Source organism: Phyllobacterium sp. CL33Tsu, from assembly GCF_900113985.1.
GTDB classification, from domain to species: Bacteria; Pseudomonadota; Alphaproteobacteria; order Rhizobiales; family Rhizobiaceae; genus Phyllobacterium; species Phyllobacterium pellucidum.
On the sequence record NZ_FORJ01000004.1, the window covers coordinates 238812 to 262602 of the forward strand.

Here is a 23791-nt window from a genome sequence, read left to right on the forward strand (position 1 = left end):
CCGCTCTCCCAACGTGGCTGTGGCTTCCAAATGGCCACGCGCAATCGTGCGCAATTTTGCCAAGGATGGAAACCGTAGTACTGGTGTCATCAGGTCGGGTTATGACCTGATGATTCAACAGACTGGGTATGCCGATGAGCCACTTCTTCAATCGCAGGGAAAACATCGTCACCGAGGCGCTCGACGGCCTCCTGCTGACCAGCCGCCCGGGTCTGCTGGCCCGCCTCGACTCATATCCGGACATCAAGGTCATTGTCCGGTCCGATTGGGACAGGTCGAAGGTCGCCGTCATTTCGGGCGGCGGCGCAGGCCACGAGCCTGCCCATGCCGGCTTCGTGGGGCGGGGCATGCTCACGGCCGCAGTCTCGGGGGAAATCTTCGCATCGCCAAGCGTTGATGCGGTGCTCACGGCCATACGCGCTGTTACTGGCCCTGCAGGTTGCCTCCTTGTCGTCAAGAATTACACGGGCGACCGGCTGAACTTCGGTCTTGCGGCTGAGCGGGCACGCGCCGAAGGGTTCGACGTCGAGATGGTTATCGTTGCCGATGACATAGCGCTCCCGCACCTCGCACAGCCACGCGGTATCGCCGGCACGCTGTTCGTCCACAAGATCGCAGGTTTTCTCGCCGAGCGCGGTGACGCGTTGCAGGACATCGCAGCGGCCGCCACCACGGCAGCGGCAGAGATCGTTTCGCTCGGCGTTGCCTATTCCACCTGTTCAATTCCAGGCCAGCCGCAGGAGTCGCGGCTCGGCGAGAATGAGGGCGAACTCGGGCTGGGCATTCACGGAGAACCGGGCGTCGAGCGCATCCCCGTCCAGGCCGCGGCGAGTATTGTCGGCATCATGGCCGAACGCCTTAGTGCCGCTATTCCCGCTGGCGGCGAATATGCTTTGCTCATCAACAACCTTGGTGCCGTGCCACCAGTCGAGATGAACCTGATCGCGCGCAATGTTCTTGCAACACCGCTTGGCGGCAGAGTGAAGCTCATCATTGGCCCGGGGCCGATCATGACAGCGCTCAACATGAACGGCTTTTCGCTGTCGCTGATTAAGCTTGATCTGGCGCGCGAAGCGGCTCTTCTCGCGGAGGTTGCACCGCACGCATGGCTAACTCCTGTCGAACGCCATGAGCTAGCCATCGTACCCGCGCCCGCACTGCGAAGCGAAATCGAACATATGGCCGCCAGTCGCGACCCACAAGTCGAAGAAATGCTCGCGACCGTTTGCAACAGGCTTGTCGCGCTCGAACCGGACCTTAACCGGCTTGATGCTCGTGCTGGTGACGGCGATACCGGTTCCACGGTTGCAGCAGGCGCGCGCGGCATCCTGGCGCGGATCGATACACTGCCTCTAGCCGACAAGGCGGCGACATTTGCGGCCATAGGTTCGATTCTCGCAACCAGCATGGGCGGTTCGAGCGGCGTGCTTCTGTCCATATTCTTTACGGCGGCATCGAAGTCGATGGCGGCAGGCGCAAACGTACCGGAAGCACTCATCTCAGGGCTCGATCGCATGACATTCTACGGCGGCGCCAAACCCGGCGATCGTACGATGATCGACGCGCTCGATCCCGCACTGAATGCGCTTGCCGCCAGCGGAGCGCAAGAAGCTGCCGTTGCTGCAAGGTCCGGAGCCGAGGCAACGGCATCGATGACCAAGGCAAAAGCGGGTCGCTCGTCTTATGTCGGCGCGCGCGATCTTGATGGCATAGTCGACCCCGGTGCAGAAGCAGTTGCAGCAGCATTCGAGGCCGCTGCAGCCGTTATCGCTGACGGCAAGACGAGACACCGTCCATGACCGGGCGTACGGCCCGGATCAATTGCCAGCCCGCATTCTTGCGTCTGGCATGCGAAGGTGTGAGTTCCATAACTACTCTTATGCCATAAACTGCAAATTATAACGAAATATCAATAACTTAGTACTACACCAAGCGTCCGAGCGGTCGAGGGTTCCCCTCTAGCTGTCGGCCTGCTCGGCGTCACACATGCCCGCTCTGGTTGCGTCGGACGATCATGAGCACGAGCAAAATGATGCCAAGCGCGATGAACGCGATGCCAATGGTAAGGAACTCCGTCGAACCGTAGCGGTAGCCTGACGCAGTAATCAGGAAACCCAAGATAATGGCGATCAATCCGCCCAGCTTCTTGAAGAGTGAAATCGGTCTGTCATCGTTTAAGGCCATGTCAAACCTCCGACGTTGCAGGCTTGAACGAAGTTCGCCTGGCCGTGCACACGACGGCAGTCCATGCTAGCAGTGGTTGCGGCATTGCTCAATCGCCGCTTTTCGCCGTTGTCTCGAAGAGCCGCCAGTCCGGCGAGCTGATTCAACTCTTGCGTGAAAATATCCTTTGCATCCATTCCGCTTCGGCTAATGTGTTGGCGGGCCAAAAGGCCAGATACCCAAGAGGATGGAACATGAATAAAACGTTTCTGACGATCGCTGCGGCCATCGTCGCTTTTGCATCGAACGCAGCAGCCCAGGATTGGAAAGAAATCCGCATCGCCACTGAAGGCGCTTATCCGCCCTTCAATACGCTGAAGGCCGATGGAACGCTGGCTGGCCTCGATGTCGATATCGCTAATGCGCTCTGCGATGAGATGAAGGCAAAATGCACCATTGTTGCGCAAGACTGGGACGGTATCATCCCGGGTTTAATGGCCAACAAGTATGACGCCATCATTGCGTCCATGAGCATCACCGAAGAGCGCAAGCAGAAGATCGATTTCACCAACAAATACTATACCACGCCTTTGGCGGTCATCGTCCCGAAGGATAGCACGCTCGCCGGCGTCGGCGTCGAAGACATGAAGGGCAAGAGCGTCGGCGCCCAGGCGTCAACGACCCAGGGCAACTATGCGACCGACATCTATGGCAAGGCCGGCGTGGATGTGAAGCTCTACCCGACGCAGGAAGAAGCGGCCGCCGACCTCCAGAACGGACGCATCGACGCGCTGATCTCAGACAAATTCGTCGTGGTCGACTGGCTCAACAATGCCGGCAAGGATTGCTGCAAGATGCTTGCGGACGTTCCGGGAACGGCAACTGAAGCCGGCATCGGCATTCGCAAGGGCGACGACGCGCTGCGCGAGAAATTCAACAAGGCGATCGATGCCATCGTAGCCAATGGAACCTACAAGACAATCGTCTCGAAGTATTTCGCCTTCGATATCTATTGATCGATACAGAGCCATCCGACCCCGGTCGGGTGGCCCCGCTCTCATCAAATGACTTGATTGGACAGCACAGCGGCCAGATGCCAAGATTGATACGAAAGTCGCATTGGGGACCGCTCAGCACACTCTGTCATCGATCACGAGGAGAGCATCATCATGGCAACCTGGCAACCTGATCCTTCCTTCTATCCCTCGCCGCGCATGGCGGCGAAAGCGCCGGCCGAAAAACTGGCCTATGTCGCCGCCTTCGATCCCGAACGAAAAATCCCCGACGCCATTACCGTCGTGGATGTCGATCCGCAATCGCCCACCTATTCGCAGATTGTCGGCCAGGTCGATATGCCGAATGCCGGTGATGAGTTGCATCACTTCGGCTGGAATGCCTGTTCGTCGTGCCTTTGCCCGAATGCCCCTCACCCGCATATGGAGCGCCGTTATCTGGTCGTACCTGGGTTGCGTTCCTCGCGGCTCCATATCATCGATACCAAGCCCGATCCGAAGAACCCGCAAATCATCCGCGTCATCGAGCCGGAGGAAGTCGCCGAAAAGGCAGGCTACTCCCGCCTTCATACCATTCACTGCGGGCCCGAGGGTATTTACGTGAACGCGCTCGGCAATGCCGAAGGCAAGGCGCCGGGAGGCATCTTCCTCCTTGACCCCACGAGTTTCGATGTTCTGGGACAGTGGGAGATGGACCGCGGCCCGCAAAAACTCGCCTATGATTTCTGGTGGCACCTCGGGCATGACACGATGGTAACCAGCGAATGGGGAACGCCCGACACGTTTGAGAACGGTCTCGTTCCAGAGATACTGCTCGGAAGCAAGTACGGACGCAGATTGCACTTCTGGGACCTCCACAAGCGCAAGCATCTGCAGGAAATCGATCTGGGTGAAGAATACCAGCTGGTGTTCGAACTGCGTCCGGCGCACAACCCGACCAAGGCCTATGGCTTTGTCGGCTGCGTCATCAGCCTCAAGGATCTTTCCGCGTCGATCTGGACCTGGTATCGCGACGGCGACAAGTGGGCCGTGAAGAAAATCATCGAAATCCCTGCCGAGCCGGCCGACCCCGACCTGTTGCCGCCCGTGCTGAAGGGGTTCGGCGCGGTCGCGCCGCTTGTCACCGACATCGACCTTTCCATGGATGACCGCTTCCTCTATGTCTCCTGCTGGGGCACCGGCGACATGATCCAATATGACGTCTCCGACCCTTTCAATCCGAAGGAAACCGGCCGGGTCCGCATCGGCGGCATCGTCTCGCGGGCGACGCATCCGAAAGCGAAGAACGGCGCCCTGAACGGCGGGCCGCAGATGGTGGAAATCAGCCGCGATGGCAAGCGGGTCTACTTCACCAACTCGCTCTACGGACCCATCGATCCGCAGTTCTATCCGGAAGGGCTCGAAGGCTGGATGGTGAAGCTCGATGTCGGCGAAAATGGCGGCATCACATTCGATGAGAACTTCTTCATCGATTGGCCGAAGAGCCACCGGCCGCACCAGGTGCGGCTCGAAGGTGGCGATTGTTCGTCGGATTCCTACTGCTATCCATGACGGCATCAGGTCAAACGACGAGCAGACACGCAGAATGACATCCATCTCTCCATGGCTGGTGCTTGCCGGCCTTGGCGTTTTTCATGGTCTCAACCCGGCGATGGGCTGGCTGTTCGCGGTAGCGCTCGGGCTCCACCGCGGCAGCCGCATGGTTGTCTTGCGGTCGCTCGTGCCGATTGCGCTTGGCCACGCAGCCTCGATCGCGGTGGTTGCCTTCGTTGCCGTATTGCTCGGCTTCATTTTCGATCAGCGTCCACTCGAAATCGCGGCGGGTATCCTGCTGCTTGCCTGGGCGGCATATCAGGCCGCCTATGGTCACCGGCACCGCGTGCGTGTTGGCATGACCACGGGGATGGTCGGCCTCGGCTTCTGGTCGTTCCTGATGGCGAGCGCGCATGGCGCGGGGCTCATGCTTGTGCCGGTCGTGATCCCGCTTTGCCTCGCGTCAATGCCTGGGCAGGACCTGACGGCTGCGGGGTCGCTCTTGATCGCGCTCGCAGCGGTCGGCACCCACATGGCCGCAATGCTGGCGGTCATTCTTGTGATCGCGCTCACGGTCTATGACTGGTTCGGGCTCGCGTTCCTGCGGCGCGGGTGGATCAACTTCGATCTCATATGGATCGCGGCGCTGACGGCGACCGGCCTTATCCTGATTGCCTAGCGCACCAGCTTTGCGGGAAGCCCTCTGCACATCCTGGAATTATGATTGAGCTGCCGGAACAGATTTTTCCCGTTGAACGCAAAACAAGGAGGACGCAATGACGCGCCCTCCTCGCCTGAAGGTTACTTCTGAATGCAGGTATCGACAGTATCCTTGGTGCATTCGTCAAGACCGGTGAAAACCGGATCCTCGACGGTCTTGCCTTCAATCAGGTTGATCATGACCGATGGCGCCTTGTAGCCCATTTCGAAAGGCCGCTGACCAACGAGAGCCGTTACCAGGCCTTCCTTGGCAATGGCGACTTCGTCGCCGATCGTATCAGCCGCGCCGATGACGAATTCATTCTTGGCGATCTTGTCAGCCAGTGGCTTGAACAGGTCACGATACGGCTGAGGCGCACCGAAGAGCGGCCAGCCACCCATGATGCCGAATGCGTCAAGGTCCGGATTGGCGGCGAGGATATCCGTCATCGCCTGGACGCCCTTGGCGCCGTCATCATTGGTAAACACCGGGCAACCGGCAACTTCTGTCCAGCCGCCCTCGCCTTTCAGGGCGGTCAAGCCCTTCTGGCCGCTGAGCGTGTCGCGCATGCCCTGCGCACGGCGCAGGATATTGTCCGCACCGGGGTTGCCTTCGATCGTACAAATCTTGCCGCCACTCGGCTTGCCCTTCTTGATGTACTCGCCGATCTTGGCGCCCATCAGGTAGTTGTCCGTGCCAAGATAGGTCTTGCGCAGGGCAGAGTCTTCAGCAGCAAGGTCGGCATCTAGCGTCATGACCGGAACCGTCGGATTGGCGGTCTTGATCGTCTGCGCGATTAGCTTGGCGTTAGATGGTGAAATGGCAATCGCGGCCGTGTCTGCCTTGCCCAACACGTCCTGGACAATCTGCGCCTCACCTGCTTCATCGGATGTCGAAGCTGGGCCGGTGTAGAAGCACTCGTACTCCGAGCTCGCATTCTCCTTGTTCCACTTCTGGCAGCCCTGGTTGATGGCTTCGAAGAATGGATTGTCGAGACCCTTGACGACGATGACAAGCTGCTTCTTCGCCAGAGCTGGTCCGGCACCGAGCGCGAGCGCAGCGGCGGCTAACAGTAGAATTGATTTCCTCATTTGTTCCTCCCTTGAACCCAACGGACACGAGCGTGCCCGCCACACAGATCAATCTGGATGCCAGACAATACGAGGTTGTTCTGCAATCACACGTATCGCGGAAACCAGTCGATAGTTATTTCAGTCCGATGCAGGCGACCTTTGCCTGATCCCGATGTCTTCCAGGTTCCGGTTCGAACCAGGAACGAGCGGCGAGTACGCGTTACCGCATTGACCGCGAACGGGTTCCGCCCGACTTGCCCCGTCGCTTTCGTGATCAGATATTCCTCCCTGACGCTAGCTAATAACGCCAACGTTTCCCCGTCAACGGGTATTTGTAATATAAAACTATTTTTGGTTGTATGGGCTTGCAATCACCCGAAAGTTGATTGACGCTTGATTAAGCGTTTGCGTAAATTCGACCTACCGCTTTCCTTGGGAGGGGATGGAAGGTCGCGACGATATCCGCATGAACGAGCGGGATAGCGAGCGCACAGAAAAAGGGAGGCAGGTTAGCTGGTGGCGGTTCTCGAACTCATCAATATTTCGAAGCATTTCGGCGCGATACAAGCGGTCAATGATGTTTCATTCGCGATTGAACCCGGCCAGGTCGTCGGCCTCATGGGGGACAATGGCGCCGGTAAATCAACGCTCGTGAAGATGATAGCCGGAAATTTCCGCCAGAGCGAAGGCACCATGCGCATGGATGGTGCCGAACTCATCATGCACAAGCCAATCGATGCCCGCCAGCATGGAATCGAGATCGTCTATCAGGATCTTGCACTCTGCGACAATCTCTCGGCGGCGGCAAACGTCTTTCTTGGGCGCGAACTGCGGCGGGGTTTCGGTCCCATCCGTATCCTCGACTACGCCAATATGTACAAGCGCGCCGGCCAGATCTTCGCTGAACTGAAATCCGAGACGCGGCCGCGCGACCTGGTCAAACAGATGTCCGGGGGGCAGCGCCAGGCTGTGGCTATTGCACGTACGCGTTTATCAGAGGCCAAGATCGTGCTGATGGACGAGCCGACGGCGGCAATCTCGGTCCGCCAGGTTGCCGAGGTCCTCAACCTGATCCGCAACCTGCGCGAACAGGGTATTGCAGTGATTCTCATCAGCCACCGCATGCCCGACGTCTTCGACGTGGCCGACCGGGTCATAGTGATGCGGCGCGGCAGGAAGGTTGCTGACAAGTCGATCGGAGCGACGTCGCCTGAAGAAGTCACGGGATTGATCACCGGCGCGATCGAACAGCTTGCCTGATCCGTCGGGCATCGAACCATTTGGAGGAACCGAGGTCGACCATGGCCATCACACTTGATCAGACAATCAACCAAAGGCAGCACAACTGGCTCTCGTCCGTCCTGGGAAGCCAGACGTTCTGGGTACTGATAGCCGTTATCCTCGCCTGTATCTTCCTCTCGTTCGCCACGGATTCCTTCGCGACGACAAAGAACCTTTACAACATCACCCGCAACGTCACCTTTGTCGCGATCATCGCGCTCGGCATGACGCTGGTCATCATCACGGGAGGAATTGATCTCTCGGTCGGATCGGTCCTCTGTTTATGCAGCATGATCCTCGGCGTGGTCATGCATGCCGGCTACAGCATCGAAATCGGCATTGCCGCGTCCATCGCCACCGCTCTCGCCATCGGTGCGTGCCATGGCATCCTGATTGCCTATATCGGCATGCCCCCCTTTGTCGTCACGCTCGGCACCTTGTCGATCGCGCGCAGTCTCGCCATGGTCGCCTCCGGCAACACGGTCGTGTTCCAGTTCGGGCCCGACCATGACAAATTGCTCGCGCTCGGCGGTGGCGCGTGGTTCCTCGGCATCGCCAATCCTGTCCTTTACATGATCGTGCTGGCGCTCCTGACCGGCTTTGTGCTGCGCTGGACAAGGTTCGGGCGCCATGTCTATGCGATAGGCGGCAATGAACATGCGGCGACCCTCACCGGCGTGCCGGTCCGGCTCATCAAGGTTGCCGTCTATATGATCTCCTCACTATCGGCCGGCATCGCCGGCATCATCCAGACCGGCTGGCTCGGCGCGATTACCACCAATATCGGCACGGGTCTTGAACTTCAGGTCATCGCCGCGGCCGTCATCGGTGGCGCGGCCCTCGCCGGCGGCGTCGGCACCGCGCTCGGTGCGCTAGTCGGCGCAGCGCTGATCGAGGTGATCCGCAACAGCCTTGGTCTTCTCGGTATCAATGCCTTCTGGCAAGGCTGTTTCATCGGCGGCGCAATCCTCTTCGCCGTCCTCTTCGACAGGCTGCGCAACCTGCGCCAAAGCGACAATTGAGGGCATTGCCGACTCCCAGACGGCAGTGCCCCGGCACATGGAGAAACCAGAATGAAGAAGCGTATCGTGTTCACCGGCGGCGCTGGCAAGGCGGGGCGTCACGTGATTCCCTACCTCGTCGAGCACGGCTATGAGGTTCTCAATATCGACCTCGTTGCCCTGGACTATCCAGGCGTCAACACCCTGTTTGCCGATATCACCGACAGCGGCGAAATGTTCAACGCCCTTTCGAGTCACTTCGGCTTCGATGGGTTCGAGACCGGCAAAGGTCCGGCGCCGATCGATGCGGTCGTGCATTTTGCAGCGGTGCCACGCGTTTTGATCAAGCCCGACAACGAAACGTTCCGGGTCAATACGATCGGCACTTACAATGTCATCGAGGCGGCGGTCAAACTCGGTATCCGCAAGGTCATCATCGCCTCGAGCGAAACGACCTATGGCGTTTGCTTTGCCGAGGGCGACAAGGATTTTCATGCGTTCCCGCTCGAAGAAGATTACGACATCGATCCGATGGACAGCTACGGACTATCGAAGCTCGTCAACGAGAAGACTGCACGGGCCTTTGCCATGCGCACCGGCGCGGACATTTACGCGCTGCGCATCGGCAATGTGATCGAGCCGCATGAATATGATCGCTTCCCGGATTTCATCGCCAATCCGATGTCGCGCAAACGCAATGCGTGGAGCTATATCGATGCCCGCGATCTCGGGCAGATCGTCGATCTGGCGATCCAGAAGGACGGTCTCGGCTTCCAGGTGTTCAATGCGGTCAACGACACGATCACGGCGACGCTGCCGACGCAGGAATTCCTCGCCAAATACTGCCCCAACGTGACAATCACCCGCGAACTTGGGGAGTTCGAAGCACCGTTGTCCAACCGCAAGACACGCGAAGTCCTCGGGTTTCGCGAAGAGCATGATTGGCGGAAATACGTCAAACAGAGTTGACTTCCCCCTCCCCTCAAAGTCCAATTGCTTCGTCAAGGCAAAGATGACAAGAGCGGAGGGCGGACATGAGCGAGACATTCGTAATTGCGCAAGGCGGCGGCCCTACCGCCGTCATCAACCAGACGTTGGCTGGAGCGGTGATCGAGGCGCGCAAACGCCATAAGGGTGCGCGCATTCTAGGCGCGCTCCATGGCGTGCGCGGCATTCGCGACGGCAATTTCGTCGACCTTTCCGCGCTTCCCGAAGAGAAACTCCGTTTGCTCGGTGCAACGCCCAGTGCCGCATTGGGCAGCACGCGCGACAAGCCGGACGCAGCCTATTGCGAAAAGGTCCTGAAAGGTCTGAGACAGGCAGGTGCCACGGCCTTCATCTATATTGGCGGCAACGATACGGCTGGGACGCAACAGATCCTGAATGACGCTGCAGGCGGCGATATCGCCTTCGTTCACGCGCCGAAGACGATCGACAATGACCTTGAAGAAAACGACCACACCCCGGGATTCATCTCGGCCGCCGAGTTCGTCGCGACGGCTTTCGCCAGCGTCGATCTCGATTTCCGCGCCTTGCCGGGCATTTATGTCGGCATCGTCATGGGCCGGCATGCCGGCTTTCTGACCGCCGCAGCAGCCGCATGGCAATTTGACGACGAGAGCGGACCGCATCTCCTCTATGTTCCCGAACTCGCCTTCTCGCCAAAGCGTTTCATCGAGGAGGTTCGCTCCGTCATCGATCGTCATGGCCGCTGCATCGTTGCCATGTCCGAAGGCGTTACCGCCGAGGACGGCCGTTCGGTGGTAGAAAATCTCGTACCGCGCGAGCGCCTTGAATTTGACGCGCATGGCAATGTTCGCCTCTCCGGTGGCGATCTCGGCATGGCGGTGGAACAGGCCTTGCGCGACGGATTGCCCGGCGTGCGCGCCCGGGTTGACACGTTCGGCTATTTGCCGCGCGGCAATGCCGGGATGATCAACGCGACCGATGCGCAAGAAGCTTTTGATGCGGGCACGTTTGCGGTCGAAGCTGCAGCACAGGGTGGGGGTTCGGTTGCCTTGCAGGAGGAAGGCGGCATAACACGTATCCGCCTGGTGCCGCTCGCCAATGTCGCGGGAAAGACGCGTCACCTGCCCTCCGGCTTCCTGTCTGCGGAGGGAACGCGTCTTGCTGCCGGCGGCAAGGCCTATTTCGACCGGTTGCTGCCACGGCGGCTCAAACTCGCGAAACCGTTTGTCTAGAGCTACCTGGAACTGCTAGTGCGCGACGCGGTCCGCGTCCATTCAGGATAAGTGGGAAATTCACAACTTCCCCGCCGACACGGATTCACTGGATTGACACGAAGCCCAGGCGGGTAGGGAAATCAGATCCCCTCGCCTTGGGTGTTCCTCTCCTCATGCGTCAATGTCGCGATGAACCGTTTTGTTCGTTCGCGTTGCGGACGCGTGAAGATATCGCGCGAAGACCCTTGTTCGACGATGACTCCACCGTCGAGAACAATGACCTCATTGGCGATTTTCGATGCGAGCCGCAGATCGTGCGTCGCCATCACCATCGTCGTTCCTTCACGGGCAAGTTGCGCCAGCACGTCGACTACCTCGCCCGATAGTTCGGGGTCGAGCGCCGATGTCGGCTCGTCGCACAGGAGGACCTTTGGCGAAGGCGCGAGCGCCCGCGCGATGGCCACACGCTGCTGCTGGCCGCCCGAAAGCGTCGAGGGCCATACCTCGGCCTTGTGGGCGAGGCCAACCTTTTCGAGAAGCATCATGGCCCGTTCGCGCGCGCGCTCCTTCGGCCATTTCAGTACGGTGGTGAGTCCCTCGGTGACGTTCTCGATGACGGTCCGGTGCGGGAAGAGCTGGAAGTTCTGGAACACCATGCCGGTGTGACGGCGAAGCCTGTGAACGTCCTTGCTGTTGACGCGAAGGTCCGGTCGAAACTCCAACCTGTCGCCGGCTATATCGACGGATCCGGAGGTCGGAATTTCCAGGAGGTTGATGCAGCGCAACAGCGTGCTCTTGCCCCCTCCCGAAGGGCCGACGAGTGCCATGACCGCGCCTTCGGCAACGCTGAGCGAGACCTCATTCAGCACTGTCAGATCGCCGAAACGCTTCACGATATTTTTGAGATCGACCATGCTCATGAGCGCGCCTCCAGGAAGCCGCCATAGCGATTGAGGCGCGTCTCCAGCCGCGCCTGCAGCGATGACAGGACCGAGCTCATCACGAGGTAGATCAACGCCGCCTCGACATAGAGGATCAGTGGTTCATAGGTGGTTGCAACGATGCGCTGCGCTGCCTGGAACAATTCCGGCACCGTGATTGCGGCGGCAAGCGAGGTATCCTTGACCAGCGAGATGAAGGTATTCGACAGGGGCGGAACGGCGACCCGCGCGGCCTGCGGGAGGATCGTGCGACGCATCGCCTGCCCCCAGCTCATGCCGATCGAATAGGCAGCTTCCCATTGCCCCTTGGGCACGGAGGAAATGACCGCACGCAAGATCTCCGACGTGTAGGCACCGATATTGAGCGTGAAGCCGATCAACGCGGCGGTGAACGCATCAAGGACGATACCGACGCTTGGCAGACCGTAGAAGATCAGAAACAACTGGACGAGAAGCGGGGTGCCGCGAATGATCCACACGTAGAACTTGATGACCGCTGCAAAGGGTGCTGGGGCAAACAAGCGGACGAGCGCTGCGATCAGGCCGACAGCCAGCCCCAGGACGAAGGAGAGCAGCGTCAGGGGAATGGTGAAAACCAATCCTGCCCAGAGCAGCGAGGGCAGAGATTCAAGCATCAGTGTCAGCCAATGGGTCAAATCCGGTTCTCCCTGGTGAGCCCGTATTTTAATAGGAAAAAGGCAGGGACAAATGCCCTGCCCTCTTAGAGCGCAAATCGCGCCGGTCGTAAACGGGTGTTACTTGGAGACGTCCTCGCCGAAATACTTGTCGGCAATCTTCTTGTAGGTACCGTCCGCCTTGATCGTCTCGAGCGCCTTGTTGATCGCAGCCAGGAGATCCGGCTCGTTTTTGCGAATGATGATGCCGGAGAAGTCGGCATTTTCCTGCTGGGCGGCGATCTTCACATTGGCGTCCGGCTTGTGCTTCTTGAAGTCGAGGAACGACAGGCTGTCATTGATCGTTGCATCGGCGCGGCCGTTGAGGACGAGCTGGATCGACTGGTCGAAACCATCGGTACCAACGAGCTCGGCGCCCGCTTCCTGCGCGATCTTGCCGAAATTGCTCGACAGGGACTGCGCCGATTTCTTGCCCTTCAGATCAGCGAAGGTCTTGATATCGGCATTGTCGCCCTTGACGATGAGAACAGCCTTGGAGGCGATATAGGGCTCGGAGAAATCATACTTCTGCTTGCGAGCCTCGGTGATGCCAACCTGGTTGATGACAGTGTCGTAGCGGTTCGCGTCAAGACCGGCGATGAGGCCATCCCACTTGCCTTCGAGGAACTGTGGCTTGACGCCGAGGTTCTTGGCGATCGCCTCGCCGATCTCCACGTCGAACCCGACGAGCTTGCCGGCCGCGTCATGATAGGTGAACGGCGCGTAGGTACCTTCGGTGCCGATCTTCAGGACACCCGCCGCCTTGATCTTTTCCAGATTCGATTCTGCATGGGCCTGTGCGGGCACGATTGCGAGAGCGCCGATGACGAGGAGCGATTTCAGCCAGTTCATTTGTTTCCATCCATTGTTTTAGCCTTTTGGCGAATGATCGGAAAATGTCACTTTGCTTGGCTGCTGCATAGGCATTCCCAGCCAGCAAAATCTGCTAAACGGCGAAAGCAATACCAGAAATCGCCGAAACAGCGAAATATTATTCCAGCCGCTTTTTCGCGGAAGGCGACGATCGCCTTAGGCCAATCTCATGCCCGACTTGGCGTGGAAGACGTGAACATTTTCCGGCTTGACGCCGAGGCCGATCATATCGCCCGGAGCGCGATCGGTGCGCCCCATGGCGAAGATGCAAACCTGCTGATCCGCCATCTTCGTATAGAATTGCGTCGAGAGGCCCAATGGCTCGATGACCTCGATCCTGGCCTTCAAATTATCCGCCCCGCCGATCTCGATGTTTTCCGGCCGTACGCCAACGACAATCCTGTCGCCGTCGGTAAGGTTGAGTTCCTGCCGCAGCGGCACGAACTGACCATCGGCAAGCTCCGCGGCACTCGTTCCGTTCTGGTTTGTGACAACGGCCGGCAGGAAGTTCATCCCGGGCGAACCGATGAAGCCGGCAACAAAGAGGTTCGCCGGATGGTCGTAGAGTTCGAGAGGCGTTCCGACCTGCTGGATCACGCCATCGTGCATCACAACAATACGGTCGGCCATGGTCATGGCTTCAACCTGATCGTGGGTGACATAGACGGACGTCGTCTTCAACTGCTGGTGCAGCGCCTTGATCTCGGTGCGCATATGTACGCGCAACTTTGCGTCGAGGTTGGACAAGGGTTCGTCGAAGAGGAAGACCTTGGGATCACGGACGATCGCCCGCCCCATGGCGACGCGCTGGCGCTGACCGCCGGAAAGCTGACGCGGAAGCCGCTCGAGGAACACGTCGAGGCCGAGACGCTTGGCGGCGCTGCCGACGCGGCTCATGACGAGGTCCTTGGCCGTCTTGCGCAGCAAGAGGCTGAAGCCCATGTTCGCAGCTACGTCCATATGCGGATAGAGCGCATAGGACTGGAACACCATGGCGATGTCGCGATCCTTGGGCGCGACATCGTTGACGACACGATCGCCGATCTTGATCTCGCCGGCTGAAATTTCTTCCAGCCCCGCAATCATGCGCAACAGCGTGGACTTGCCGCAGCCCGATGGGCCGACAAGGACGACAAACTCGCCGTCGGCGATCGAGAGATCAACGGAGGACAGCACGTTCATGGCGCCGTAGTTTTTCTGAACATTCGATATGGTGACAGAAGCCATGGGATTATCCTTGGTTAGCCCTTCACTGCGCCGGCGGTCAGACCGGTCACGAGGTAGCGTTGCAGGAAGGCGAAGAACAGGCAGGCCGGAATGAGCGCGAGCATCGAAGCCGCCATCATCTGCCCCCAGTCCACGGCGAATTTGCCGATGAAGGTGAGGAGCCCGACGGCAAAGGTCTTCTGGCTGTCGCTGCTGATCAGCATCAGCGCGAACAGAAGTTCGCTCCATGCGGCGGTGAAGACGAAGCCGAGGGTTGCGCCCATACCGGGCAGTGTAAGCGGAATGATGACCTTGCGCAGCGCTTGTGAGCGGCTGCAGCCGTCGATCATCGCGGCTTCCTCTAGGTCCTTGGGAATACCGTCGAAGAACGACTGCATCAGGAATGTAGCAAAGGCGATGTTGAAGGCGGTGTAGATGATGATGAGCCCGGTGAGACTATTGGTAAGCCCAAGCTGACCCATGATGCGGTAGATCGGCGGAATGACCATCACCAGCGGAAATGTCTGGGTCAGGAGCAGGGTCACGGCGACGGTTGTCTTGCCATGGAATGAGAAGCGCGACATGGCATAGCCAGCCGCCGAGGCTATGATCGTCACCAGCGCAGCGGTTATTACCGACACGATGACGCTGTTGAGGAAGTAGCGCGGGAAATCGGTGGCACGCAGCACGGTGACGTAGTTTTCCCACGTCGAGGTCGACGGCCACATCGTGATGCCTTCCGAATATAGCAGCGATTGCGGCGTCACCGAAATCTTCAGCGTCCAGAACAGCGGGAACAAGGCGAAAATGACATAGGCCCCGACTGCGCCATAGAGACCTATGGCCCCGAAGATCCGGGCATTGCGCGAGCGTCCGGCGATCATCAGGAATACCTCACGAGTGCTTTGCGGATACGGATCAGGACGACCGCGTAGAGGATGAGGAGCGCGAGGAGGAGTACGGCAACCGCCGATGCGTAGCCCTTGTCGAGCGTCTTGAATGCGCTGACATAGATGTAGGTCGCGACAGTATTGGTGGAACCCGCCGGTCCACCCTCGGTCATCACGTAGATGAGGTCGGCGAATGTGGCGATCCAGATTGTCCGCAGCATGACCGTGATGGCGATGGTAGGTGCAAGGAACGGCAAGGTCACTTTGGTGAAACGTTGCCATGGATTGGCGCCGTCGATCGCGGCGGCTTCATGCAGTTCCGACGGGATAGACTTCAGCGCCGCCAGCAGGGTAATCGCAAAGAACGGGATGCCGAACCAGACATTGGCGATGATCGGCCCCCACATGGCTGTCGCGGGATCGGAGAGGATATTGGTCGGCTCTGACTTGAGACCGAGCGCATAGAGCCAGTGTGGCAGAGGCCCGACGATCGGATTGAAAAGCCAGGCCCAGGTAAGACCCGAAAGAAACGAGGGCACCGCCCATGGCAGGAAGACGATGGCCTGGACCAGCTTCTTGCCGGCGAAATTGCGATCGAGGAGCAGTGCGAGGCCAAGCCCAAGGAAGAACTGGAAGAAAAGGCTCGCGACCGTCCACCACAGGGTGTTGATCAGCGCCTCGCCCAGCACCTTGTCGTGTAGCATCGCCTGGTATTGTGCGAGCCCGACAAACTCAGACTTGAAGGCGGAAAACTTGCGGAAGGAATAGCTGATGCCGAAGATCAGCGGTACCACAAGAACGAGGAGCAGAAATACGAGGGCCGGACTCATATAGGCCCATGGTTCAAAGGCATCGGCAAAGCTTCGCTTCTCGCCGGCCCTTCCGCCCTTCTGCGGCAAGCCTGCCGCTGTCGATTGCATGACCATACCTATCGAACCCCTCATCTCGATGTCGTTTCGAATTCGCCGCCTTGTTTCCGGCTTGGCGAACCAAAAGAAATGCTCCGGCACGGTCCGCGCCGGAGCATCGTTGCAGGTGACGTTATTTCTTGTTCTTGGCCATCCAGGCCTGCTGCTGTTCGGTCAGGAACGCAGCCCACTCGTCGGCGACCTCTTTCGCCGTCTTCTGGCCCAGCAGAACTTCCTGGAAATTCTTGACCGAAACCGAGTCATAGAAATTGCCGAGGTTTTCGAGATGCGTCGGCGGCGTGACGAATTCGAAGGTCTTCGGATCGCTCAATTCCTGGAACCAGCCTTTGAAGGCTTCCGAACCGAAATAGGGGTCCTTGTCCGCGCCATTGTGGATCGGCAGGACCCCGACATTCTTGGCGAACTCGATATTGTCCTCGGGCGACAGCAAGGTGCCCATGAGCTTCCAGGCCTCGTCCTTGACCTTCGAATTTGCAAACATCGCCCAGCCGGCATAGCCAAGGGTCGGATAGGACTTGCCATTCGGCCCGGTAGGCAGCGGCGCAACGCCGAAATCTTCAGGCTTCATCTTTTCGGCGATACCGATCAGAGCGTCCGGATCCTGGTCGAGCATGGCGCAGGTTCCGGAATAGAAACCGGTCACAACCTCGTTGAAGCCCCAGCTGACGCTATCCTTCGGCGCGTAGCCGCTCTTGTAGATATCGGCCAGCATTTCGAGGCCCTTGACGGCGCCCGGCTCATTGAGTGTCGCGGTACCGTCGGCATTGAAATAGCCACCCTTGCCATTGGCGATGTTCATGAACATCTGCACGCCATTGAAACCGCCGGGTCCGCCGCGCAGGCAGTAGCCATACTTGCCCTGGATCGCTGAGATCTTCTTGTTGGCTTCCATGAATTCGTCGAGTGTCTTCGGCGCTTCCTTGAGACCAGCCTGTTCGAACAGCTTCTTGTTCCAGAACATGGCGCGGACGTAATAGCCGTATGGAATCATATACTGCTTGTTGTCGACGACGGAGCCGAACTGCTTGGCGCGGTCGCCCAGCGTTGCCGCGTCCTTCCAGTTGGCCATGTAGGGCCCGAGATCCTCAAGCTGGCCATTATTGGCGTAAAGGCCCATCCAGCGCTCCGGCATCTCGACAATATCGGGGGTATCGCCAGCCTGGACCATGGTCAGGAACTTCTCGAACGCCTGCCCCCAGGGCAGCGATACGAGCTCCACTTTCACGCCCGGATTGGCCTGCTCGAATCCTGCGATCTGCTTCTTCAGAAGTTCGGTTCGCGGCGGGCTGGAAATCACTTCCACCATCTTGATCGTTGTATCGGCGAAGGCCGCCGATACCGTCATTGACAGCGCCGCGATGGCGCCCGCCAGAAATGTTCCCATTCGTTTTTGCATTATTGTCTAGCTCCCATTTTTTAGACAGTTCAGAAGTTCAGCGTTTGGCTTTTGCCAATGCGTTGGTAAGATCCGCCCATAGTTCCTCGACACTTTCGAGCCCCACATGCAGGCGGATGGTTCGCGGGCTTACGCCGAAGCGCCCGATCGAATTGGCGTCCGGCGTCTGCTGCAGCGAGGCCAGCGCCGGTACGACGAGACTTTCGTGACCGCCCCAGCTGACGCCGATGCGGAAGAGTTTCAGCGCATCGACGAAGGTCGGAACGTCGATGTCTTCGGTCACCTCGAAGGAAAACAGTCCCGAGTAGCCGGAAAGGGTCGCCTTGCCCGGATGGTTGGAATAGGCCGGATGCATGATCCGGTCGACGCTTTCATGCGCCCTTAACCGCTCAGCGATGGTAAGACCGCTCTTCATGTGGTGCGGCAGGCGCAGGGTCAGGGTGCGCAGGCCGCGCAGCAGGAGCCAGGCCTCGAAGGGTGAGAGTTTCGCGCCGAGATAGGAATAGGTACGGCCGTTGATGCGGTCGATCATCTCGCGCGATCCGGCAACGACGCCGGCAACCGTATCGCTATGGCCGCCGAGATATTTCGATGCCGAATGCATCACAAGATCGATGCCATGGGTGATGGGCTTCTGGAAGAGCGGTGTCGCCCAGGAATTGTCGATGGTCGTAACGACGCCGTGTTGCTTGGCGAGCCGCGCATAGTGGGCGATGTCCTGCAACTCGAACATCATCGAGCTCGGGCTTTCGAGATAGAGCAATTTGGCCCCGGGCAACGCGGCAGCGACCGCATCGGGATCCGAGCCGTCGACATAATCCACCTTGATTCCGAGATGCGGCAACAGGCGCTCGAACAGGCGATAGGCGTCGCCATAGCAGTTGCGCACGGCAACGATCCGATCCCCTGCCCCGACAAAGGCAAGCACCATGGCGCTGATGGCGCCCATGCCGCTCGAAAAGGCGCGCGCTGCCTCCGCGCCTTCCAGCGCGGCGATCTTGCTTTCGAATTCCATCACCGTCGGATTGTCACCGCGCGAGTACATGGGCTGGCGCTTGCGTCCGGCAAAGGCGTCGGCCATTGCCGCATAATTGTCGAAGGTGAACAGCGACGTCTGGTAGATCGGCGGCACTACCGAGCCACCCGGGAATGGCTCGTCATGGGCAAGGAGCGTTGCCGCCTGCGCCATTATCTCCTGATTGTGAAAATATGGATTGTCGCTCATTCTCTGCTCTTCTTGGTCTGCTTTTTAAGGTTCGCGTTGCCGCGCTTGAGGTCGTCCTCGACGGTCGCAATGAGTTTCAGCGCCTCGCCGCGGGCAGCGATGGGATTACGCGCCGCTATCGCGTTGAAAAGCGTGCGGTGATAGGGGAAGCTCGCATGGCCGAAATCGCGCACGCCGAGCGGATGCTCCCAGAAGCGGTGGAACATCTCGTACATCGCAGCGATTATCTGCTCGAACAGGGGATTGCCGGACGTACGGAACACGGCAAGGTGAAACTCCCAGTCCTCTTCCGCCGACATGCCGTTGCGTTCGTGGAAAACTCTCTCCATGCGGATAAGCTTCTGCTCGATCAGCGCAATATCCGCGTCGCTCGCGCGCTCGGCGCACAGCGTGGCGGCCTCCGCCTCCAGCCCGCGTCGAATCTCAAGCGTGTGCATGAGGCTATTGAAGTCGTTGCCCGAAGGCAGGGTCAGCGGCAGGTGAAGCATGTTGCGGGTAACGGCTGCCTTGAGGTAGGTGCCGCTCCCCTGCCGGCGCTCAACGAGGCCGAGTTCCTGCCAGCGCGTCAGCGCCTCCCGCACGGTCGTCCGGCTGACCTTCAAATGCTCGGCAAGGACGCGTTCTGTGGGCAAGCGATCGCCCAGCTTCAGCCTCTCACCCGTCACGAAATCGACCAGCGCGTGCAAAACCGCGTCGTCGCGGGATGATGTATGCACTGGAGCAAGGATCGGACTGATCACGCGGACAACGCCTAAATTGGTTGGACCATTGTGCCAATTCAACATGAAAGCCAATGGGAGTCAAACCCTGTTTCGCGCTTTTGCGAAATGGCGATAATAGTGTTGATTGCGGCTCCGGAAATTGCCCGTGAGTGGGTTGCGGAAAGGTGGAGGGTATGCGCGAGTCAGATCTGGATGAGCCAAGGAAACGCTGTCGACCATCGTCGATAAAGCCATCGCGGGAGAGCCAACCGTGTTGCTGCGTCAAGCGCGCAAAGTGGCCGTTGTAATATCATTCCAGGAATATGAGCGCCTTTCGAGGATACCAAGCCTTGGTCGCTTCTTGCAGGATTTCCGGGCGACGCGGATGACCTATCCGATCGCCACGCGCCCAGAAACCGCCAAACTTGATCGTTTTACCTAGAACGGATTTTCCACCCTCGGCCAAATCTCGCGCGCCAGCTTGCGGTAATTGGTTTTCCGCGGATTCGAAGGATAAGGCGCGCCGGCGTCGATATAGATAATCTCAGCCGCCACCGGCTCGAAACCCGCATGAAAGTGATTGGTCGATTTGACCAGCAACATATCCTTGCGCATCGGGTCGATGCCGAGATTGGAAAAAATATCGGGCTCAAACGTCTGCGTCCGGTTGGTGTTGAGGATAACCTCGATGTCGGTGCCTTCGAGGCGGACAACGGCGGCGGGTCCTAGCGTAACGCGGCTCTTGCCAAAGCTTTGCCATCCCTCCTCGACTGCCTTCACGACCATCACCCGGGCATCGATCGGCGCACCGCCATCGGGCCCGGCCTTGCCCCCGAAGCGTAGCTGAATCTGCGCGCCCTCCCCCGCCGCAAGGCAGAAGGTGACCGCGATGGGATCCCAGATGGTTGCGACCGCGACATTGTCTATGCCGCGCTCGATGATCCGGCGCAGGATCAGCGTGCCGTCACCGGCGACACCGCCGCCCGGATTATCCCAGACGTCGGCGACAACAACGGGCTTGCCTGATTTCCTGGCAGCGACTGCGATCGCTGCGTCAAGACCGGCTTCGGTGTCGAGCATCGGCATTGCTGTCCTTCCGCGCAGGGCAAAAAGTTCCATGCCAAGCTTTTCGGCCAGTGCCGCACCTTTAGCGGGATCATTGTCGGTGACAACCATCACCTGCGTGCCAAGCTCCGGCACATCGCCGGCCATGAAGCCATGGATAAGCGACACTGAAAGAATGCCGTTACGGCCCTGCAATGCTTTCATGCGGTCGACATAGGAGCGCATGGGCTCCCGGCTCGTTGGATAGACGCCGATCATCCGGCAATCGAATGTCGAAATTACCGGTTTGATCTCGCCCTTCAGCGCGCACAAGGCAAGATCGACCACGTGCTCGCCGCGTTCGTAGAAATCGGTGTGCGGAAATTCGAGAAAGGCCGCGAGAATATCGGCATTATGGACACGCTTGGCCGTAAGATGGCTGTGGGGATCCAACTCCGAGGCGATCAGCACGTCTGGACCGACGATGGCGCGGATATGTTCGAGAAGGTCGCCTTCGCAGTCGTCATAGCCCTGGGCCACCATGGCTCCGTGCAATCCGAGGATAACACCAGCAACAGGCAGCGCCGCGCGGAGCTGGCCGAGGATTTCGTCGCGCAACTCCTCATAGGCCTTGCGCTGCAAGAGTCCGCCCGGCTCGGCCCAGGTCGCCGTGCCCTCGATGAGCTCTAAGCCTTCCTCGCGCGCCCGCTTGCGCAGCACGACCATGGGCGCCGAGCAAAGCGTCGGTGTTTCAGGATGTTCTCCCGGTGCCGCGTAAAACGCCATTTCGAAGCTGGCGCGGTCTGTCGGGACCGGTGAGAACGTGTTGGTTTCGGTCGCGAACGATGCGGTAAAGATGCGCATAATAGGCCTGTATTTCAGTGTCAGAGCGGTTTGTAGGCGATCGCCTCGATTTCGATCTTGATGTCGATCATCAAGCGCGATTCAATGGTCGTCCGCGCCGGCGGGTCTTTGGGAAAATAGGTGGCATAGGTCTTGTTGAACGCGGCGAACTCGCGGGCGTCTTCAAGAATGACGAAGGTCTTGACCACATCCGAAAGCTCCGCGCCGGCAAGGGCAAGCGCCGACTGGACGTTGTCCATGACCTGCTTCGTCTGTGCTTCAATACCGCCGATGATGACAGTGCCATCGCTTCCGACCGGTACCTGGCCCGAAATGTAAATAAAGTCGCCTGCCCGCACTGCAGGTGAAAGCGGAACGTGGGACGTGCCGAAGTGATGCTTCGTCATCATGAAAATCCTTTCTGTTATTTGACGGCGCCGATCGAGAGGCCCCGCACCAGATAGCGTTGCAGCCAGGCAAAGAGGACCGCAACCGGAACGGAAGCGACGAAAGCGGCTGCCATGACATAGTGCCAGTCGACAGTATAGCGGCCGGCTACGAGCGAGAAAACGCGGATCGGCAAAGTGTAGCTGCCCTCGGTCCGCAGCATGGTCAGTGCGATGACGAACTCGTTCCACGCATTGATGAAGGTGAAGATCGCCGTGACCACCATCGCCGGCACCGCGAGCGGCAGGAACACGCTGATAAGCGTGCGCCAGCGGCTGGCACCCTCCATCCACGCGGCCTCCTCAAGATCGCGCGGTATGGTCGAAAAATAGCTCTGCAACATCCACACGCAGAACGCGATGTTGAACGCGGTATAGATGACGACGAGCACATTGAGGCTGTCGATCATGCCGGCGCCGGCCACGAGGCGAAACAGGCCGATGACCAGCACGATGGGCGAAAGCATTTGCGAGACCAGCAGGAACTGGCGGAAGGCGTCGCGCCCGGCAAACTGGTAGCGGCTCAGGGCATAGGCTGCCGGGATCGAGACAAGGATCGTCAAAGCCGTTGACAGCGCCGAAACGTAGAGCGAATTGGCGAGGGCCGGCGCTATGCCGGAGGTCCGCCACATTTCAGGAAAATTCTGCCAGTGCAGTTCGCTCGGCCACCAGTTGGGCGTCAGTACTTCGGTGGCGGATTTCAGCGAACTGATCGTCATCACCGCGTAGGGAAAGAGGATCACGACGACGATCGGCGACAGCAAAATCCAGAAGAGAATGGAGCGTTTGAGTTTCGCGCTCATGATTTCGCCTCCCGCATCGCCAGCCGGACATAGATGATCGTAAAGACCAGAAGGATCGCGAACATGATCAGGGAAACGGCCGCGGCCTCGCCGAGTTTACCCACACGAAAGCCGGTCTTGTAAAGGTAGGTAACAAGGATATCGGTCGAATTGGCCGGACCGCCCTGCGTTGTCGCCCAGATGATCGGAAACGAATTGAACACATAGATCGTGTTGAGGACGAAAGCGATGTTGATGAAGGGGCGCAAGAGCGGCAGCGTGATCAGGCGAAACTGATCCCAGCTTCCCGCACCCTCCGTTGCCGCAGCCTCATAGAGATCGTCGGGCACCGAGGACAGGCCGCCAAGGAATATGGTTACCGTGAAAGGTATAGAAACGAGGATGCCGATAAATATCTGCATCGGGAATGCCGTCGAAGCTTCCGCCAGCCACTGGATATTGGTGTCGATGAGGCCAAGGCCCCGCAAGGCCGAATTAAGCATGCCGCTTTCACCGTTGAGCGCCCAGCGCCAGACGATAGCAGTCATCGTCAGAGAGATCGCCCAAGGCAACATGATCAATATGCGCGCGATACCGCGGCCGTAAAAATCCTCGTTGAGAATGAGCGCGATGGGCACCGATATGACCAGCGTTCCGACCACCACGGATGCTGTCCAGAAAAGCGTGCGCCAGGTCGCTGCGATAAAATCGGGATCGGCGAACAGAACGCGGAAATGCTGCAGGCCGATGAAATCGCGGATCATGCCGAAGCGGTTCACATCGTGCAGTGACAGCGAAATGATTTCCTTGAGCGGCCAAAGGATGATGGCGGCGGCCAGGATGAAGCTCGGCAAGATCAGGACATAGGGTGCTGTAGCCCGTTGCATCGGCTTT

At 59.0% G+C, this 23791-nt stretch carries 24 protein-coding genes; 9 read left to right on the plus strand and 15 right to left on the minus strand.

All coding sequences use genetic code 11. The annotated features are described in order from the left end of the window. Positions 1–134: 134 nt before the first annotated feature. Positions 135–1799 (plus strand): dihydroxyacetone kinase subunit DhaK, encoded by a 1665-nt coding sequence (locus tag BM074_RS16205; protein ID WP_091923582.1) that lies wholly within the window; start codon positions 135–137, stop codon positions 1797–1799. 181 nt (positions 1800–1980) lie between these two features. On the opposite strand, the gene BM074_RS16210 is transcribed toward BM074_RS16205, so the two are convergent. Further along, a complete protein-coding gene (locus BM074_RS16210) occupies positions 1981–2184 on the minus strand; it encodes a hypothetical protein (RefSeq protein WP_027232204.1) in 204 nt (67 codons plus the stop codon). Between the two features lie 233 nt (positions 2185–2417). Here BM074_RS16210 and BM074_RS16215 point away from each other — a divergent pair, with 233 nt between their 5' ends. From BM074_RS16215 to BM074_RS16225, 3 genes are all read left to right on the plus strand, one after another. Next, positions 2418–3179: an ABC transporter substrate-binding protein gene (locus BM074_RS16215; protein ID WP_091923364.1), complete on the plus strand. Its 762-nt coding sequence runs from the start codon at positions 2418–2420 to the stop codon at positions 3177–3179. A gap of 153 nt (positions 3180–3332) precedes the next feature. After that, positions 3333–4727, plus strand: a complete 1395-nt coding sequence (locus tag BM074_RS16220) for a selenium-binding family protein (protein WP_091923366.1) — start codon at positions 3333–3335, stop codon at positions 4725–4727. Between the two features lie 34 nt (positions 4728–4761). Continuing rightward, positions 4762–5388, plus strand: coding sequence for a hypothetical protein (locus tag BM074_RS16225; RefSeq protein ID WP_091923368.1), 627 nt, complete (start codon positions 4762–4764; stop codon positions 5386–5388). Positions 5389–5510: 122 nt separating this feature from the next. On the opposite strand, the gene BM074_RS16230 is transcribed toward BM074_RS16225, so the two are convergent. Next, positions 5511–6500: a sugar-binding protein gene (locus tag BM074_RS16230; RefSeq protein ID WP_027232208.1), complete on the minus strand. Its 990-nt coding sequence runs from the start codon at positions 6498–6500 to the stop codon at positions 5511–5513. 498 nt (positions 6501–6998) lie between these two features. On the opposite strand from BM074_RS16230, the gene BM074_RS16235 reads away from it, so the two are divergent. From BM074_RS16235 to BM074_RS16250, 4 genes are all read left to right on the plus strand, one after another. Then, the gene (locus BM074_RS16235) at positions 6999–7742 is read left to right on the plus strand and encodes an ATP-binding cassette domain-containing protein (protein WP_091923370.1); all 744 of its coding nucleotides are present in this window, start codon (positions 6999–7001) and stop codon (positions 7740–7742) included. 41 nt (positions 7743–7783) lie between these two features. Further along, the gene (locus tag BM074_RS16240; RefSeq protein WP_027232210.1) at positions 7784–8785 is read left to right on the plus strand and encodes an ABC transporter permease; all 1002 of its coding nucleotides are present in this window, start codon (positions 7784–7786) and stop codon (positions 8783–8785) included. Between the two features lie 51 nt (positions 8786–8836). Then, on the plus strand, positions 8837–9733 hold the full coding sequence (locus BM074_RS16245; protein WP_091923372.1) for an NAD-dependent epimerase/dehydratase family protein: 897 nt from the start codon (positions 8837–8839) through the stop codon (positions 9731–9733). A gap of 65 nt (positions 9734–9798) precedes the next feature. Continuing rightward, the gene (locus tag BM074_RS16250) at positions 9799–10965 is read left to right on the plus strand and encodes a diphosphate--fructose-6-phosphate 1-phosphotransferase (RefSeq protein WP_091923374.1); all 1167 of its coding nucleotides are present in this window, start codon (positions 9799–9801) and stop codon (positions 10963–10965) included. Positions 10966–11087: 122 nt separating this feature from the next. Here BM074_RS16250 and BM074_RS16255 read toward each other — a convergent pair whose 3' ends face one another. The 9 genes from BM074_RS16255 to BM074_RS16295 form a co-directional block, all read right to left on the minus strand. Continuing rightward, positions 11088–11861: an amino acid ABC transporter ATP-binding protein gene (locus BM074_RS16255; protein WP_027232213.1), complete on the minus strand. Its 774-nt coding sequence runs from the start codon at positions 11859–11861 to the stop codon at positions 11088–11090. 2 nt (positions 11862–11863) lie between these two features. Then, a complete protein-coding gene (locus tag BM074_RS16260; protein ID WP_027232214.1) occupies positions 11864–12544 on the minus strand; it encodes an amino acid ABC transporter permease in 681 nt (226 codons plus the stop codon). 99 nt (positions 12545–12643) lie between these two features. After that, complete coding sequence (locus BM074_RS16265) at positions 12644–13414, minus strand: amino acid ABC transporter substrate-binding protein (protein WP_027232215.1); 771 nt, start codon at positions 13412–13414, stop codon at positions 12644–12646. 177 nt (positions 13415–13591) lie between these two features. Next, positions 13592–14662, minus strand: a complete 1071-nt coding sequence (gene ugpC, locus BM074_RS16270) for an ABC transporter ATP-binding protein (protein ID WP_091923376.1) — start codon at positions 14660–14662, stop codon at positions 13592–13594. A 14-nt stretch (positions 14663–14676) separates the two neighbouring features. Next, the gene (locus tag BM074_RS16275) at positions 14677–15525 is read right to left on the minus strand and encodes a carbohydrate ABC transporter permease (protein ID WP_091923378.1); all 849 of its coding nucleotides are present in this window, start codon (positions 15523–15525) and stop codon (positions 14677–14679) included. Continuing rightward, positions 15525–16457 (minus strand): carbohydrate ABC transporter permease, encoded by a 933-nt coding sequence (locus tag BM074_RS16280; RefSeq protein ID WP_091923380.1) that lies wholly within the window; start codon positions 16455–16457, stop codon positions 15525–15527. Before BM074_RS16280 ends, BM074_RS16275 begins: the two co-directional genes overlap by 1 nt. A 115-nt stretch (positions 16458–16572) precedes the next feature. Continuing rightward, complete coding sequence (locus tag BM074_RS16285; protein WP_174208373.1) at positions 16573–17844, minus strand: ABC transporter substrate-binding protein; 1272 nt, start codon at positions 17842–17844, stop codon at positions 16573–16575. A gap of 49 nt (positions 17845–17893) precedes the next feature. Beyond that, on the minus strand, positions 17894–19081 hold the full coding sequence (locus BM074_RS16290) for a PLP-dependent transferase (protein ID WP_091923383.1): 1188 nt from the start codon (positions 19079–19081) through the stop codon (positions 17894–17896). Beyond that, positions 19078–19818, minus strand: coding sequence for a FadR/GntR family transcriptional regulator (locus BM074_RS16295; protein WP_244532918.1), 741 nt, complete (start codon positions 19816–19818; stop codon positions 19078–19080). Before BM074_RS16295 ends, BM074_RS16290 begins: the two co-directional genes overlap by 4 nt. A gap of 235 nt (positions 19819–20053) precedes the next feature. On the opposite strand from BM074_RS16295, the gene BM074_RS16300 reads away from it, so the two are divergent. Beyond that, positions 20054–20224: a hypothetical protein gene (locus tag BM074_RS16300; protein ID WP_244532896.1), complete on the plus strand. Its 171-nt coding sequence runs from the start codon at positions 20054–20056 to the stop codon at positions 20222–20224. Here the strand turns inward: BM074_RS16300 and BM074_RS16305 are convergent. Genes BM074_RS16305 through BM074_RS16320 form a run of 4 tightly spaced genes read right to left on the minus strand, consistent with a single transcriptional unit; the run spans position 20221 to position 23784 of the window. Further along, positions 20221–21690, minus strand: coding sequence for a M81 family metallopeptidase (locus BM074_RS16305; RefSeq protein WP_091923387.1), 1470 nt, complete (start codon positions 21688–21690; stop codon positions 20221–20223). The genes BM074_RS16300 and BM074_RS16305 overlap by 4 nt on opposite strands. Positions 21691–21710: 20 nt before the next feature. Further along, entirely contained in the window at positions 21711–22076 is a 366-nt protein-coding gene (locus tag BM074_RS16310) for a RidA family protein (RefSeq protein ID WP_081815920.1), read from the minus strand. 17 nt (positions 22077–22093) lie between these two features. Further along, positions 22094–22921, minus strand: coding sequence for a carbohydrate ABC transporter permease (locus BM074_RS16315; protein ID WP_027232225.1), 828 nt, complete (start codon positions 22919–22921; stop codon positions 22094–22096). After that, positions 22915–23784: a carbohydrate ABC transporter permease gene (locus BM074_RS16320; RefSeq protein WP_027232226.1), complete on the minus strand. Its 870-nt coding sequence runs from the start codon at positions 23782–23784 to the stop codon at positions 22915–22917. The genes BM074_RS16315 and BM074_RS16320 overlap by 7 nt, the downstream gene beginning before the upstream one ends. Between the last annotated feature and the right edge of the window lie 7 nt (positions 23785–23791).

Excerpts from the sequence above, each read along its gene's own strand:
- BM074_RS16320 (WP_027232226.1), bottom strand. The coding sequence starts at position 23,784 with ATGCAACGGGCTACAGCACCCTATGTCCTGATCTTGCCGAGCTTCATC.
- BM074_RS16230 (WP_027232208.1), bottom strand. The coding sequence starts at position 6,500 with ATGAGGAAATCAATTCTACTGTTAGCCGCCGCTGCGCTCGCGCTCGGT.
- BM074_RS16250 (WP_091923374.1), top strand. The coding sequence starts at position 9,799 with ATGAGCGAGACATTCGTAATTGCGCAAGGCGGCGGCCCTACCGCCGTC.
- BM074_RS16310 (WP_081815920.1), bottom strand. The coding sequence starts at position 22,076 with ATGACGAAGCATCACTTCGGCACGTCCCACGTTCCGCTTTCACCTGCA.
- BM074_RS16285 (WP_174208373.1), bottom strand. The coding sequence starts at position 17,844 with ATGGGAACATTTCTGGCGGGCGCCATCGCGGCGCTGTCAATGACGGTA.
- BM074_RS16215 (WP_091923364.1), top strand. The coding sequence starts at position 2,418 with ATGAATAAAACGTTTCTGACGATCGCTGCGGCCATCGTCGCTTTTGCA.
- BM074_RS16220 (WP_091923366.1), top strand. The coding sequence starts at position 3,333 with ATGGCAACCTGGCAACCTGATCCTTCCTTCTATCCCTCGCCGCGCATG.
- BM074_RS16275 (WP_091923378.1), bottom strand. The coding sequence starts at position 15,525 with ATGATCGCCGGACGCTCGCGCAATGCCCGGATCTTCGGGGCCATAGGT.
- BM074_RS16240 (WP_027232210.1), top strand. The coding sequence starts at position 7,784 with ATGGCCATCACACTTGATCAGACAATCAACCAAAGGCAGCACAACTGG.
- BM074_RS16255 (WP_027232213.1), bottom strand. The coding sequence starts at position 11,861 with ATGGTCGATCTCAAAAATATCGTGAAGCGTTTCGGCGATCTGACAGTG.
- BM074_RS16210 (WP_027232204.1), bottom strand. The coding sequence starts at position 2,184 with ATGGCCTTAAACGATGACAGACCGATTTCACTCTTCAAGAAGCTGGGC.
- BM074_RS16290 (WP_091923383.1), bottom strand. The coding sequence starts at position 19,081 with ATGAGCGACAATCCATATTTTCACAATCAGGAGATAATGGCGCAGGCG.
- BM074_RS16305 (WP_091923387.1), bottom strand. The coding sequence starts at position 21,690 with ATGCGCATCTTTACCGCATCGTTCGCGACCGAAACCAACACGTTCTCA.
- BM074_RS16280 (WP_091923380.1), bottom strand. The coding sequence starts at position 16,457 with ATGGTCATGCAATCGACAGCGGCAGGCTTGCCGCAGAAGGGCGGAAGG.
- ugpC (WP_091923376.1), bottom strand. The coding sequence starts at position 14,662 with ATGGCTTCTGTCACCATATCGAATGTTCAGAAAAACTACGGCGCCATG.
- BM074_RS16205 (WP_091923582.1), top strand. The coding sequence starts at position 135 with ATGAGCCACTTCTTCAATCGCAGGGAAAACATCGTCACCGAGGCGCTC.
- BM074_RS16245 (WP_091923372.1), top strand. The coding sequence starts at position 8,837 with ATGAAGAAGCGTATCGTGTTCACCGGCGGCGCTGGCAAGGCGGGGCGT.
- BM074_RS16265 (WP_027232215.1), bottom strand. The coding sequence starts at position 13,414 with ATGAACTGGCTGAAATCGCTCCTCGTCATCGGCGCTCTCGCAATCGTG.
- BM074_RS16225 (WP_091923368.1), top strand. The coding sequence starts at position 4,762 with ATGACATCCATCTCTCCATGGCTGGTGCTTGCCGGCCTTGGCGTTTTT.